This window comes from Craterilacuibacter sp. RT1T (assembly GCF_023502145.1).
In the GTDB taxonomy this organism is placed as follows: Bacteria; Pseudomonadota; Gammaproteobacteria; order Burkholderiales; family Chromobacteriaceae; genus Craterilacuibacter.
Map to the genome: position 1 here is coordinate 476049 of NZ_JAMFLI010000001.1, position 13153 is coordinate 489201.

14 protein-coding genes are annotated in these 13153 nt (G+C 63.0%); 7 read left to right on the forward strand and 7 right to left on the reverse strand.

What is annotated here, in order from left to right:
- The first annotated feature begins 67 nt into the window (after positions 1–67).
- Positions 68–1030, forward strand: a complete 963-nt coding sequence (locus M3P88_RS02520) for a hypothetical protein (RefSeq protein ID WP_249614481.1) — start codon at positions 68–70, stop codon at positions 1028–1030.
- Here the strand turns inward: M3P88_RS02520 and M3P88_RS02525 are convergent.
- Genes M3P88_RS02525 through M3P88_RS02555 form a run of 7 tightly spaced genes read right to left on the reverse strand, consistent with a single transcriptional unit; the run spans position 1005 to position 7252 of the window.
- Complete coding sequence (locus M3P88_RS02525) at positions 1005–3095, reverse strand: flagellar biosynthesis protein FlhA (RefSeq protein ID WP_249614482.1); 2091 nt, start codon at positions 3093–3095, stop codon at positions 1005–1007. The genes M3P88_RS02520 and M3P88_RS02525 overlap by 26 nt on opposite strands.
- Positions 3092–4234, reverse strand: a complete 1143-nt coding sequence (locus tag M3P88_RS02530) for an EscU/YscU/HrcU family type III secretion system export apparatus switch protein (protein ID WP_249614483.1) — start codon at positions 4232–4234, stop codon at positions 3092–3094. Before M3P88_RS02530 ends, M3P88_RS02525 begins: the two co-directional genes overlap by 4 nt.
- Entirely contained in the window at positions 4227–5009 is a 783-nt protein-coding gene (gene fliR, locus M3P88_RS02535; protein WP_249614484.1) for a flagellar biosynthetic protein FliR, read from the reverse strand. Before fliR ends, M3P88_RS02530 begins: the two co-directional genes overlap by 8 nt.
- Positions 5010–5282, reverse strand: a complete 273-nt coding sequence (gene fliQ / locus M3P88_RS02540; protein WP_124736314.1) for a flagellar biosynthesis protein FliQ — start codon at positions 5280–5282, stop codon at positions 5010–5012.
- Positions 5282–6031 carry a flagellar type III secretion system pore protein FliP gene (gene fliP, locus M3P88_RS02545; RefSeq protein ID WP_349629033.1) on the reverse strand — a complete coding sequence of 250 codons (750 nt, stop codon included), beginning with the start codon at positions 6029–6031 and terminating at the stop codon, positions 5282–5284. Before fliP ends, fliQ begins: the two co-directional genes overlap by 1 nt.
- The gene (fliN, locus tag M3P88_RS02550) at positions 6028–6378 is read right to left on the reverse strand and encodes a flagellar motor switch protein FliN (RefSeq protein WP_283773068.1); all 351 of its coding nucleotides are present in this window, start codon (positions 6376–6378) and stop codon (positions 6028–6030) included. The genes fliP and fliN overlap by 4 nt, the downstream gene beginning before the upstream one ends.
- A 7-nt stretch (positions 6379–6385) precedes the next feature.
- A complete protein-coding gene (locus M3P88_RS02555; protein ID WP_249614485.1) occupies positions 6386–7252 on the reverse strand; it encodes a FliM/FliN family flagellar motor C-terminal domain-containing protein in 867 nt (288 codons plus the stop codon).
- Between the two features lie 231 nt (positions 7253–7483).
- Here M3P88_RS02555 and fliE point away from each other — a divergent pair, with 231 nt between their 5' ends.
- The 6 genes from fliE to M3P88_RS02585 are packed head-to-tail and all read left to right on the forward strand — an operon-like array spanning position 7484 to position 13129.
- The gene (gene fliE / locus M3P88_RS02560) at positions 7484–7822 is read left to right on the forward strand and encodes a flagellar hook-basal body complex protein FliE (protein ID WP_249614486.1); all 339 of its coding nucleotides are present in this window, start codon (positions 7484–7486) and stop codon (positions 7820–7822) included.
- 18 nt (positions 7823–7840) lie between these two features.
- On the forward strand, positions 7841–9499 hold the full coding sequence (gene fliF / locus M3P88_RS02565; RefSeq protein ID WP_249614487.1) for a flagellar basal-body MS-ring/collar protein FliF: 1659 nt from the start codon (positions 7841–7843) through the stop codon (positions 9497–9499).
- Complete coding sequence (locus M3P88_RS02570; RefSeq protein WP_249614488.1) at positions 9480–10541, forward strand: flagellar motor switch protein FliG; 1062 nt, start codon at positions 9480–9482, stop codon at positions 10539–10541. Before fliF ends, M3P88_RS02570 begins: the two co-directional genes overlap by 20 nt.
- On the forward strand, positions 10538–11389 hold the full coding sequence (gene fliH / locus M3P88_RS02575) for a flagellar assembly protein FliH (RefSeq protein ID WP_249614489.1): 852 nt from the start codon (positions 10538–10540) through the stop codon (positions 11387–11389). The genes M3P88_RS02570 and fliH overlap by 4 nt, the downstream gene beginning before the upstream one ends.
- Positions 11379–12689 carry a flagellar protein export ATPase FliI gene (fliI, locus tag M3P88_RS02580; RefSeq protein WP_249614490.1) on the forward strand — a complete coding sequence of 437 codons (1311 nt, stop codon included), beginning with the start codon at positions 11379–11381 and terminating at the stop codon, positions 12687–12689. Before fliH ends, fliI begins: the two co-directional genes overlap by 11 nt.
- The gene (locus tag M3P88_RS02585; RefSeq protein ID WP_249614491.1) at positions 12686–13129 is read left to right on the forward strand and encodes a flagellar export protein FliJ; all 444 of its coding nucleotides are present in this window, start codon (positions 12686–12688) and stop codon (positions 13127–13129) included. Before fliI ends, M3P88_RS02585 begins: the two co-directional genes overlap by 4 nt.
- Positions 13130–13153 lie beyond the last annotated feature (24 nt).

Genomic DNA, 13153 nt, shown 5'->3' on the forward strand with positions numbered 1-13153 from the left:
ACGCTTGGCGTCTTGATTGATCAAGCCGGCAGCCTTCGGGCGCCGGCTTTTTTCATGTGGGGAATGTATGGGTGAACGCATCAGGGCAGTCAGTGCCGCCTTGCCGCCGATTGCGGTGCGTAGCCGCGACGGCGATGTGTTATTGCGCCCGGGCGAGCTGCTCAAGCTGATGTTGATGACGCAGCAGGCCGACGGGACGGTTTTGTTGCAAGGGCAGGGGGTGAGTGTGAGTTTGCGCTGGCCGGCTTATTTACCCGCGCCGGCGCAAGGTTCGCTATGGCCGTTTGTGGTGCGTGCGGTGTCGCCGCGGCTGGAGCTGGCCTGGCCGCAGCGCGCGAGCGATCAGGCTGCTGTCGTGGCGCCCGAAACGGTAGGGCGCGCTTGGGCGCAGGATGCCGCCAGCGCGCCGTTATTGCAGCGCAAGATGCCGGCGCCGGCGCAATTGGCACAAGGCTGGCAAACGGCCTTGTCCGGTGCGCTGCTGGCGGAAAGCCAGCGTCAGGTTTTACGCGAAGAGCGGCATTTTTCTGCCGCCTGGCTGCAGGCGGGGGGCGGCTTGCCCGAGACGCCTGCGGCACCGGCGTTGCCGCTTAGCCTGCCGTTCTGGCTATGGGGCGGGCCGCGCGTGTATCTTGATTTGGCCGAGCGCGAGGCGGAGGCTTCGGGTGCGCTGGCGCTGGCATTGGCCGATCTGGTGCTGGAAATCGAGCTGGAGGAGGCCGGGCGGGTGCGTCTGGTGTTGCGCGCGCATGAGGGGGGCGTGGCGCTGTTGCTGGCGGCGTCGGCACCGGCTTGCGTCTGGCTCAAGTCGCGCGTGCCGGTCATTCGCAGCGCCTTGCAGCAGGCGGGGCTTGCCCTGCTGGCCTGTCATATCGTGCAAAGCGCGCCGCCGCGCCTGTTGCCCGGCTGCCGTTTGCCGGCCATGGCATCCCGTCCTTTGCCACTGCCCTTGTTCGAGGTGGCGGTGCTGACGTTGCTGGCTTGCAGTCCGGCGCTGTCGGCGCTTAGCCCAGCGTGCCGATCAGACTGACTTCGCGGTTTTCCGGCACCTCGTTGTAGGACAGCACATTCAGCCCGGGGGCAAACAGGCGGCCGTAGCGCGCCAGAATGGGGCGGATCTGCGGCATGACCAGCAAGATGGGAGCGGTGGCGTGCTGTTTCATCTGGTCGCGTATCACCGGCATATTGACCTGTAGCTGTTGCAGTACATTAGGGTCGACCGGGAAGCTGTCCAGCGCCGCCTTGCCGCTTTGCTGCGACTGGGTGAGCGAGGAGAGCAGCATGTTTTCCAGCTCGGGGGTCAGGTTGAAAGCCTTCATTTCGGCATGCGGGCCGAGAATGGCCTGCACAATCTGGCGCCTGAGGGTGCAGCGCACCTCGGCGGCCAGCAAGATGGGATCCTTGCCGTTTTCCGCCACCTCGGTCAGAGTGGTGGCGACCGGTATGATGTCCTTGAGCGACACGCCTTCGGTCAGCAACTGGCGGAAGACGCGCAATTGCTGGCCCTGGGTCAAGGCTTGCGCCAGCGCCGCCGCCAGTTTGGGGGCCAGCGCCGACAGGCGTTCGTTCAGCGCCGCCACATCATCCAGCGTAAACAGCTCGCTCATCTGCTCGCGCATGACCTTGTTCAGGTGGGTGGCGATCACGCTCGGGCAGTCGACCACCTGATAGCCCAAGCCCAGCGCATGCGCCTTGTCGCTGTTTTCTATCCAGGTGACCGGCATCAGATAAGCCGGGTCGATGCCGGGGATGCCGTCGAGCTGGCCATAGACCTGGGGCGAGGGGATGGCCATCAGGCGTTCGGGGTGGACTTCGGCCTCGGCTACGGTATTGCCGCCGATCAAAATGGCGTATTGCGTGGGCTTGAGCCTGAGATTGTCGCGCAGGGTAATGGCCGGCAGCAGCACGCCCATGGCTTCGCTCAGGCTCTGGCGCACGCCGCGCACGCGTTTGCTGAGCGGGGCGCCTTGCGCCTGGTCGATCAGGCTGACCAGACGGTAGCCCAGCATCACCGACAGCATGTCGGTGTAGGGCAGGGCATGCCAGTCCAGTGGCGGCTCGGCATCGCCGGCGAGCGCCTGACGGATTTCAGCGATATCGGCCCTGGCCGGCGGTTCTTGGCGGTTTTTCTGCATGCGCCAGCCGACAAAGGCGAGCAGGGCGGCAAAGGCGATAAAGGTGGGCCAGGGCATGCCGGGGATGATGGCCAGTACGAACATCATGCCGGCGGCGCTGAGCAGCACCGTAGGCGAGGCCAGCAACTGGCCGCCGATTTGCTGCTGCATGTCGCCGTCGTCGCTGACGCGGGTGACGATAATGGCGGCGGCCGACGACAGCAAGAGCGCCGGGATTTGTGCCACCAGACCGTCACCGATGGTCATCAGTGCATACTGGCGGAAGGCATCGGCAAATCCCATATCGTGCATCAATGCACCGATGGCGACCCCGCCCACCATATTGATGATCAGGATCAGGATGCCGGCGATGGCATCGCCGCGCACGAATTTGGACGCGCCATCCATGGCACCGTAAAAATCGGCCTCGGCCGCCACATCCTTGCGCCGCTGCTGTGCGCCTTCCTGATTGATCAGGCCGGCATTGAGGTCGGCGTCAATCGCCATCTGCTTGCCGGGCAGGGCGTCCAGCGTAAAGCGGGCGGAGACTTCCGAGATGCGTTCCGCACCTTTGGTGATCACGATGAAGTTGATAATCATCAGGATGACGAATACCACCAGGCCGACCACGAAGTTGCCGCCTATCACCACATGACCGAAGGCCTCGATCACGCGTCCGGCGGCATCGGTGCCTTCATGGCCGTTTAGCAGCACCACCCGGGTCGAGGCGACGTTCAGCGTCAGGCGCATCAGCGTCGTCGCCAGAATGATGGTGGGGAATACCGAGAAGTCCAGCGGCCGTCTGGCCGAGACGCTGACCAGAATCACCAGAATGGCCAGCACGATATTGAAGGTGAACAGGATGTCCAGCGCCAGCGGCGGCAAGGGCAGGATCACCATGGCGAGGATGGCCAGCAGGAAAATCGGCGCGGCTACCTTCAGGCGGCCGAGCTCGTTGATGATGCGGGTAGGCAGGTTCATTTCGGTTCTCGCGGTTCGCTCATTTCGCGTGGTACGGGCAGACTGTCCGGCAGGACGGGTGCGCTGCGGCGTTTGCCGCTGCGAAAGGCTTTCAGTTGCAGTACATGGTTCAGCACCAGGGCGACGGCGCGGTAGAGCGGCGTCGGGATTTGCTGGTTGACCTGGGTGGTGTGGTAACAGGCGCGCGCCAGCGGCGGAATTTCGATGACTTCGATGCCCAGCTCGTGCGCCTGTGCGCGGATATACAGCGCCATCTCATCCATGCCTTTGGCAATCAAAAACGGCGCTTCGGCGCGCGTCTCTTCATACTTGAGCGCGACCGCATAGTGGCTGGGGTTGACGATGACCACGTCGGCACCGGGCAGGCTTTTACGCACGCCGCGCTGTGCCATTTGCTGCTGGATCTGACGGATGCGCTGCTTGATTTCGGGACGGCCTTCGGTGCTTTTGTATTCATCCTTGATCTCCTGCTTGCTCATCTTTTGCTGGCGGGCAAACAGCCAGCTTTGCAGCGGGACATCGATCAGCGCAAAGGCAACAAACAACAGGATCAGTGACATCAGTGCATCGCTGAATACGGCCAGGCTATAGGTCAGGGTCGCGTCCAGCGTGGCGCCTTTGAGCGCGAAAAAATCGTTCATGGCGCGATGGGCGACACCCCACAATACCGCGCCTAGCACCAGCGCCTTGACGATGGATTTGCCGGTTTCGCTGGCGTGCTGGGCCGAGGCGATACGGCCGAAATGGGCCAGCGGATTCATGCGCTCAAGCTTGGGGAAGAAGTGGGTGGCGGCAAACACCCAGCCGCCGGGCAGCATGGAAAACAGCATGATGGCCAGCGGGATGGCCGCCAGCGGCAGCAGCATGCCGGCCAGTAAGGTGAGCGAGCCGGAAAACAGCAGCGAGAAACTATTGTCCAGTGTGCCGCTGCCGGACAAAGGGGCAAAAGCCAGCGCAAACAGACTGTGAAAATCCTTCAGCCAGCCGGGCATCAGCAAGGCATACAGCTTGAGCGCCGCCAGCAAGCCGATGGCGCTGGCCAGATCGCGCGAGCGCGGTACCTGGCCTTTTTTGCGCGCCTCGCGCAGTTTGTGCGGGGTGGCCTTTTCGCTCTTGTCGCCGCTGCTGCTTTCAGCCAAGCGCGCCTCCTGTCAGCATGCGCTCCCACAGTCCGAAGATCTGCTGGCACAGGCGCACATAGTGGCCGGGCAATAAGGTGGCCACCAGGGTGAGCGTCATCAGCCCGAACAGGGTCACCAGAGGAAAGCCCAGCGAAAACAGGTTAAGTGCCGGTGCGACACGGTTGATCAGGCCAAAGCCTATTTGTACGACGAAGGTGGCGAAGATGGCCGGCAGTGCCAGCAGCAGGGCCGCCGACATCGCCCAGCCTACGCCCAGTACCACCTGCAGCATGGCTTGTGGCGGGATGCCGCCGCCGGCGGGCCACAAGGCGAAACTGCGGTAGATGACTTCCACCAGTACCAGATGCGCATCCATGGCAAAAAACAGCAGCGCCCCAAACAGATAAAGCAGGGTGGAGAGCACATCGCTGGAGCTGCCATTGCCCGGGTCGTTGAGCGTGGCCATGGACAAAGCCATCTGCGAAGACAGCAAAAAACCCAATAGCGACAGCACCACCATCACCAATTGCAGCGACAAACCGAACAGCAGGCCGATAATGACTTCACCCAGCGCCGCGGCGATGCCGGCCAGCGAAAACGGATCGATAGGCGCCATATCGCGCATCGCCGGCGCGCTAATCATTGCCAGCACCAGCGCGATGGCGACGCGGGCGCGCATGGGCGTGGCGGTTTCCCCGACAAAGGGGGCGACCGACAAGGTGGCGATAAAGCGGCAGAACGGCCACCACAGCATGGGCAGCCATTGCAGCAGTTTGGGAAACAGACCTTCCATCTAGCCTACCAAGGTGGCGGCACGATTGAACATATCTACACAGAAATCCATCAGGTAGGTCGTGATCCAGTGCCCGGCCAGTGCAATGGTCAGCAAGGTGGCCAAGAGGCGCGGCAGAAAAGACAGGGTTTGCTCGTTGATCTGGGTCGCCGCCTGAAACAGGCTGACCAGTACGCCGACCAGCAGCGAAGGCAGCACCAGCAGCACCACCAGCGTCACAATGACGGCCAGGCTGTCGTGCACCAGATCGACGGCGATTTCCGGGGTCAGCATCAGTAGGCCTGTATGCTGGAAACCAGCGTATTCACCGTCAGCGACCAACCATCGACCAGCACGAACAGCAAGAGCTTAAGCGGCAGCGAGATGACCAGCGGCGACAGCATCATCATGCCCATGGCCATCAGCACGCTGGCCACCACCAGATCGATCACCAGAAACGGAATAAACAGCATGCAGCCGATCTGGAATGCGGTTTTCAGTTCGGACAGTAAAAAAGCGGCCAGCTTGACCACAAAAGCGTGTTGCCTGGGCTCGGTGATATGCGCCTCGCCCGACAGGCGGGCGATTTGCGCCAGCGCCGTCTTGCTGGTTTGCGCCAGCATAAAGCGCGACATCGGCTCCTGGGCGATGGTGAGCGCCTGCTGCATGGTGATCTTATCCTGATCAAACGGCACCATGGCCTTGTCCCAGACTTCAAGCCCGATCGGACGCATCACCAGCAAAGTCAGGATCAGCGCAACCCCGGTGACGATGCGGTTGGGCAGGCCCTGCTGCAGCCCCAGCGCCAGGCGCAGCAGCGACAGCACGATGACGAAGCGGGTAAAGCTGGTCATCATCAGCACCAGCACCGGCAACAGGCCAAGCAGGGTCAGCAGAATCAGGATCTGCGTTTTGACCGTAAAGTCGATCTGGGTGCCGGCGGCATTGGCGCTGAGCAAGTCCAGCGTGCCGGCGGCGCTGGCCGCCAGCGGCATCAGCGCAAGCGCACAAGCCAGAAGGCGCGTAGCGGATAGCAGCTTCATGAAGAGAGCGCGTCCAGACCCAGATTGTTCAGTTCGGTAATGCGCAAGCCGTAATTTTCGCCACAGATCACCACCTCGGCCCGGCCGATCAGGGTGCCGTTGACGCGGATGTCCAGCGCTTCGCCGGCCTGCTTGTCCAGCTCGATCACCGAGCCGGTATTCACTGCAGCCAAGTCTGCCAGCGAGATCTCGGCTTCACCGACTTCCAGAGTCAGCGTCACCGGTATGCGCCGCAGCAAGCCGCTCATATCGCGTGGCGCAGGCGACGCCACGGGCGCTGCGGCTGGTGGTGTATCCAGTCGGTCCAGCAGGTTATCGAGTTCTTCCAGATCGTTTTTTTCCATCATGTGGGCTTCATTCTTCATCGGTAAAGGAGGTCAGGCACAGCCTGCCTTCGTGTTCGACCACGCTGGCGCGGAACAGACGGCTGCGTCCGATATGGACATGGGCCAAGCCCGGGTGTAAGGCTGGAATAATCTGTCCGACCTGCAAATCAAGGACTTCGCCCAGACTCAGGCTCTGGGGTTGGAGCCGGGCTTGCAGGCGCAGCCTGAGGGTCTCGCCAAAGTGCGGGCCTTGCGCTCCTTGCGCCGATGCCGGGCGCGGCGCCAAGTGCGTGCTGCTGGCTCTGAGCAGGCGGTCCAGACTGTCGCGGTCAAGGCTGAGACGGATGGCACCGCAAGGGCTGCCATCGCTTTCGCTCAGCTGCAGGATCAATGCAAAGACGGGGGTGCTGCCTGGGGCGACCGGCAGGTGCTGGGTGGGAGGCAGCGGCAGCGGGGTATCGCCACAGGACTGGGCAATGAATTCGGGTAGCAGGGGTGCCAGTGTCGTCCCCAGCATCCGCGCCAGACGAAATTCGGTTTCGGTCTCGGGCTGCTCGGTCTGGGGGGCGTCCACTTGCGCGGTGCGTCCGCCATAGCGGCAGTCGAGTATGCGTAGCAGCAGGGGGCGTTCGATATGAACCCCGATGCTGCTGTTGCCAACCTGATGCCAGCTCCAGCGCGGGCCGGTACTGACTTCGCGCGTATAGCCGATGCTGCCCAGCGTGAGCGTGGCGCGATAGCGCAGGCTGAGTTCGCGTCTGACAAATTCGTGGACCCGGGCTTCAATCAGCGGCATCAGCAGCGGGAGCTGATGAAAAGGCCGGCCTAATGTGGTGGCGTCCAGTGGCTGGACGCGTGCCGCTTGTTCCGGGCTCAGGATCTTGGCTTTGGGCATGGCTTCTTCAAGTTGGCAGGAGAGGGCAGTCAGGCTCGCGGGCGCGGCGTGTCACATGGATGAGCATCTTACTGAATGCAGAGCGGGTAGATGAGGTGAAAATTCACGTAAGGGTCTGTGAAAATTCACGCATATAGAAGATAGAAGTAAGTTTAAACTGCGGCGCAGTAAACCATGCCGTCATAAAGGTGGCGTGACAAACTTCTCTCTTTCATGTCTGTAAGGATGCGCATGCTCACCAATCCGGGCTTGATGTTACTCAGCGGACAGTCCGCTATCTTGCGCGACGATATGGCGACACTGGCGCAGCCGGCCCATATCGCCAGCCAGCCGGACAGCGCGACGGATTCGCACAGTTTTTCCGATGCCATGATGGCGGCGCTGCATAGCGTGGACGCACAGGGGCGCGAAGCCTCGGACAAAATGACCGAGGTGGACAGCGGCCGCAGCAATGATCTGGTCGGCGCGATGATTCTGAGCCAGGAGGCCGGGCTGTCGTTCTCCATGCTGACCCAGGTTCGCAACAAGGTCGTCAGTGCGGTGGATGACCTGATCAAGATGCCGGTCTGATTCTTTGTGGAGCCTGCCTTGATTTCCCGATTGCGTAACGGTTTTGAAGCTTGGCGCGCGCGCGCGCCGGCATGGTCGCTATCTGCCTCTTCCCTGCGCTATGCCTTGCCCATGCTGGCGCTATGCGCGCTGGTGACGCTGGCGGTGGTGTTCTGGTTGTGGCGCGACGACGCCAGTTATAAGCCGGTGTTTGGCGCCGATGAAAAAATCGCCGCCGCCGATATGATGGCGGTGCTGGATGGCGAACAAATTCCCTATCGTCTGCATCCGCAAAGCGGGCAGGTGCTGGTGCCGGATGCGGTGCTGGGACATGCGCGCATGGCGCTGGCGTCCAAGGGCGTGGTGGCGCGCCTGCCATCCGGCCTGGAAATCATGGATCAGCAAGACCCGCTCGGCGTCAGCCAGTTTGTGCAGGATGTGCGCTTCCGTCGCGGCCTGGAGGGCGAACTGGTGCAAAGCATGCTGGCGCTGGAGCCGGTCAAGGCGGCACGGGTACACCTGTCGCTGCCTAAAACCACGTCTTTTGTCGGTTCCGCCGATAGCAAGGCTTCGGCCTCGGTGGTGCTGACACTGAAAAACGGCCAGACCCTGAGCGACGAGCAGGTGGCTGCCGTGATCAAGCTGGTGTCGGGCAGTGTATCGACGCTGCCCGAAGGCAGCGTGACGCTGGTCGATCAGGCCGGCAATTTGCTGTCGGCGCGGGTGGACCTGTCCGAAGGGCTGGTGCAGGGCAAGGATAGCGAGGCGGCACGGCGCATCAAGGGCGAGGTTGCCGAGAATGTGCGCGCCTTGCTGGGTGCCAGTCTGGGTGAGAACAATTACCGCTTGAGCGTGACGGCCGATGTCGACAACGACAGGGTGGAGGAGACGCGCGAGCAGTATGGCGAGGCGCCCAAGGTCACCAATGAAGCTTCGCGTGCCGAAACCTCGGCCAATGCGCCCATGGTCGGGATTCCCGGTTCGCTAAGCAACCAGCCTATCGATACCAGCGCTTCTGCGCCGGCCGGCGAAAAGCTGGGTGCCAGTCGTCAGGCCACCACGCGCCAGTATGCATATGACCGCAACGTCACCCAGGTCAAACGTGCCCGTGGCCAGTTGCGCCGGCTGAATGTCGCGGTGGTGCTGAACCAGCGCGCGGCGCCGGATGGCAAACGCTGGACGCCGGCACAAATTGCCAATATCGAAGCGGTACTGAAAAACGGCCTGGGTTTTGATACCCGGCGCGGCGATGCCCTGCTGGTTAGCAGTCTGGATTTCCGTCCTGAAGTGCCGGCCGAACCGTTCTGGATGGACCCGGCGGTGTGGTATGAAGGTCTGCGCATGCTGGGCTGGGCACTGGCGGCTTTGCTGGCCTATTTGCTGCTGCTCAAGCCCGTGCTTGCATTGCTGCGCCGTCAGGCGCCGCCGCAGGCCGGCAGTGCGCCCGAACGCGAATTGCCGGGCGAGACGCCGGCTGCGCTGGGGGTGATGCCGGATGGACAAAGAGCGGCACTGGCGGGCGCGCCCGGGCGGGTCGGCGCGGTCGTGCCGCTGCTGGAAAATTATGATCTGCCACCGGCGGGCTCCTCTGTCGATGTACTGGTCGATCATTTGAAGGATCTGGCGGCCAAAGAGCCGGAGCGGGTGGCCGAAGTGGTGAAACAATGGGTGCAAAAAAGTGGACAACAGCAGTCTTAATGGCGGCATGAATGCCGCAACGGTGGCTCTGGCTGCAGCCGAGGCGCAGGAGCATGCCTTGTCGCCGGTCGAGCAGGCCGCCATTCTTTTGTTGTGCATGGGAGAAGAGCCGGCTGCGGCGGTATTGCGCTGCCTGAACCGCGAGGAATTGCTGCAGGTGACACAGGTGATGAGCGGCTTAAGCGGGATCAAAGTCGATACCGTGAAAACCTCGATCCAGAAATTCTTCGACGAGTACCGCGAGCAAAGCGGCGTGCACGGTGCCAGCCGCTCCTTCCTCAAGCGTTCGCTGGATCTGGCGCTGGGCAGCGATATCGCCAACTCGGTACTCGACCAGATCTACGGCGATGCCATCCGCCCCAAGATGGCGCGCCTGCAATGGGTGTCGCCGCAATGGCTGGCCGACCGCATCGCGCATGAGCATGTGCGCATGCAGGCACTGTTTCTGGCCTTTTTGCCGCCGGCGCTGGCAGGGCAAGTGCTGGATGCACTGCCCGAAGCCTGCCATGACCGGGTGCTGGTCAATATTGCCCGTCTGAAAGATGTGGACAGGGAACTGCTGCTGGAGCTGGAGGAGCTGGTGAACCGCTGTCTGGCCAGCTTGCATACGCAAAGCACGGGTGTCGAGGGCATGCAGCAGACGGCCGATATCATCAACCGCATGTCGGGCGATCGCGGCCGCATGATTGAGCTATTGCGCGCACATGATCCGAAGATTGTGTCCGAAATCGAGTCGCGCATGTACGACTTCTTCGTCTTGTCGCGCCAGACCGAAACGGTGATTGCGCGCATCTGCGAAGACGTCTCGCTTGAAATGTGGGCCATTGCGCTTAAGGGGGCCGAACCGGCGGTGCGCGACGCCATTATCCAGACCATGCCGCGGCGTCAGGCTCAGAACTTCGAGAGCCAGATGCGCCGCCTGGGGCCGGTACCCAAGAGCCGCATCGAAGATGTGCGGGGCGAGATTATGGAACTGGTCAAGGAAATGGCCGCCAATGGTGAAATCGACCTGCAGCTGTTTCCCGAGGAAGTGGTCGAGTGAAGAGCTGGCGTTCTTTCCGCTTTCCGCCGCTGGTGCAGAGCGAGTTACCCGCCGCTTTTGCCGGCGGCGATGTGGCGCAGGTGCAGGCCTCGGTGGCCGACGGCTTCCGTCAGGGTATGGATGCCGGCTACCACGAGGGGCTGGCCGCGGGCGAGGCCGCCGGACGCGAGGCCGGCCAGCGCACCGGCTATCAGGAAGGGCTGGAACAGGGGCGCCAGCAGGCGCTGGCCAGCTTGTTGACGCTGGCCGCGCCGCTGGATGCGGCGGCGGCCTCATTGCGCCACACCTGTGACGACTATCAGGCTTTTTTGCGCGAAGGCGTCGTGGATCTGGTGGACCGGGTCGCGCGCCAGGTCATCCGCTGCGAGCTGACTTTACGTCCGGCACAGATTCTGGTGCTGGTCGAAGAAACACTGGCCGCCTTGCCCCTGGTTAAGGGCGAGGTGGAGATCGCCTTAAACAGCGAAGAGTACGAGCGCATCCGCGAGCTGGCGCCGGAGCGGGCCAGCCAGTGGCATTTGCTGGCGGACGCCAAACTGCCGCCGGGCGAATGCCGTATCCGGACCCCGGAAATCGAAGCCGATGCCGGCTGTCGCCAGCGGCTGGATGCTTGTCTGGACAAGGTGCGTACGCAGTTGGCCACCTTGCCGTCCGACGGTGGCGCGTTGCGTCCGGTGGCGCTGGCGCCAGAGGCGCTCGCTTCGGAGCCGGCCAGCGATACCGCCGCCACGCGTAAGCGTGCGCCGGTAAAAGCCAAACCGCAGGCCGAAGCCGAGGTAACGGTCGCGCCGGTCAAGCGCAGCAAGGCCCGCAGCAAGACGCAAGCAGGGGCGGACGATGCTGCGTGATGCCTTGGGGCAGCTAGACCTCGCCAGCGTGCCGATGGCCAGCGTGACCGGCCGCCTGATCGGCGTATCTGGCCTGCTGCTGGAGAGCGTGGGCTGCCCGCTGGAAACCGGGCAGCGCTGCCTGATTGAAACGGCACGCGGCGAATGGCTGGACGCGCAGGCGGTGGGGTTCCGCCGCGAGGTGTCTTATCTGATGCCGTTCAAGAAGCCGGTCGGTTTGATGACCGGCGCACGGGTCAAGCCGGCGCCGGACGCTGGCGGCCTGATGATAGGGCCGTCCTGGCTTGGGCGCATTGTCAACGGTCTGGGCGAGCCGCTGGACGAGCGGGGAAGGCTGGGGGGCGAGCTGCCATTGGCGGCCCACCCGCCGCGCATCAATCCGCTGAAAAAGCGTGCGGTGGATACGCCGCTGGACGTCGGCGTCAGGGCCATCAATGCCATGCTCACGCTGGGGCGCGGCCAGCGCGTTGGCCTGTTTGCCGGCTCCGGGGTGGGCAAGAGCGTGCTATTGGGCATGATGACGCGCCACACCGAAGCCGAGGTGGTGGTGGTGGGCCTGATCGGCGAGCGCGGGCGCGAGGTGCGCGAGTTTGTCGAACATGCGCTGGGCGCTGAAGGCTTAGCCAAGGCGGTGCTGGTGGTCGCGCCGGCTGACGAGTCGCCCTTGATGCGCCTGAAGGCGACCGAGTTGTGCCACACCATTGCGGCCCATTTTCGCGACCAGGGACAGAACGTGCTGCTCTTGGTCGATTCGCTGACCCGCTATGCCATGGCGCAGCGCGAAGTCGCGCTGGCGCTGGGCGAGCCGCCGGCTACGCGCGGTTATCCGCCGTCGGTGTTCGGCATGTTGCCGGCGCTGGCCGAAAGTGCCGGCAATGGCGAGGGCGAGCGTGGCAGCATGAGTGCGATCTACACCGTATTGGCCGAGGGCGATGACCAGCAGGACCCGGTGGTCGATACCGCGCGTGCCATTCTGGATGGCCATATCGTGCTGACGCGCGAGCTGGCCGAGCGCGGCCATTATCCGGCCATCGATATTGCCGCGTCGGTCAGCCGCTGCATGGGGCAGGTGGTGCCGCGCGAGGTGAAACTGTCGGCACAAGCGCTCAAAGCGATGTGGGCGCGTTATCAGGAAGTCAGGGCGCTGCTGCCGCTGGGGGCTTATGTCGCCGGTGCCGACCGCGATACCGACCGTGCGCTAGCCTTGCTGCCGGCGATAGAGGGTTTATTGCGCCAGGATGCTGACACTGGCGCGAAGCTTGCCGCTAGCTGGCAACAGTTGCAGGAGATTGTCGCATGAGTAAACCACGCAGTTTGCAGGCCTTGAACGTGATGGTCGGGGTGCGCCAGCGTGAGGTTGAGCGTGCGGCGGATGAGCTTAAAACCAAGCATGCCTTGCTGCAGCGTTACCGCAACAATATCAGCCTGCTGGAGCAGTTGAGTGCACCGCCATCGACAGGCCAAACCGTATTCAATAGCTCGCAGGCGATGAATATGTCGGCCTATAAGGGGCAGCTTAGCCAGATCAAGCTCAGCCAGCAGCAGGATCTGGCCTTGTCGGAAGCCGATGCCGAGCTGAGTCGTCAGAGTCTGCTGGCGGCGCGCTTAAAACGCGAGGCGATGGCGCAGGTTCATGCTGCGGCAGCACGCCATCTGTTGCGCGAACAAGAGCGACGCGAACAGAAGCACACGGACGAAGCGGCCGGACAGAGCTGGCAGCGCCAAGCACAGCGTTTTTAGCCGCTAAGCCACTGAATAAACAGG

What these genes read in the sequence shown, in the direction of transcription:
- M3P88_RS02520 (WP_249614481.1), top strand. Translation starts at nt 68, where the DNA reads ATGGGTGAACGCATCAGGGCAGTCAGTGCCGCCTTGCCGCCGATTGCG.
- M3P88_RS02525 (WP_249614482.1), bottom strand. Translation starts at nt 3,095, where the DNA reads ATGAACCTGCCTACCCGCATCATCAACGAGCTCGGCCGCCTGAAGGTA.
- fliR (WP_249614484.1), bottom strand. Translation starts at nt 5,009, where the DNA reads ATGGAAGGTCTGTTTCCCAAACTGCTGCAATGGCTGCCCATGCTGTGG.
- fliQ (WP_124736314.1), bottom strand. Translation starts at nt 5,282, where the DNA reads ATGCTGACCCCGGAAATCGCCGTCGATCTGGTGCACGACAGCCTGGCC.
- fliP (WP_349629033.1), bottom strand. Translation starts at nt 6,031, where the DNA reads ATGAAGCTGCTATCCGCTACGCGCCTTCTGGCTTGTGCGCTTGCGCTG.
- fliN (WP_283773068.1), bottom strand. Translation starts at nt 6,378, where the DNA reads ATGATGGAAAAAAACGATCTGGAAGAACTCGATAACCTGCTGGACCGA.
- M3P88_RS02555 (WP_249614485.1), bottom strand. Translation starts at nt 7,252, where the DNA reads ATGCCCAAAGCCAAGATCCTGAGCCCGGAACAAGCGGCACGCGTCCAG.
- fliE (WP_249614486.1), top strand. Translation starts at nt 7,484, where the DNA reads ATGCTCACCAATCCGGGCTTGATGTTACTCAGCGGACAGTCCGCTATC.
- fliI (WP_249614490.1), top strand. Translation starts at nt 11,379, where the DNA reads ATGCTGCGTGATGCCTTGGGGCAGCTAGACCTCGCCAGCGTGCCGATG.
- M3P88_RS02585 (WP_249614491.1), top strand. Translation starts at nt 12,686, where the DNA reads ATGAGTAAACCACGCAGTTTGCAGGCCTTGAACGTGATGGTCGGGGTG.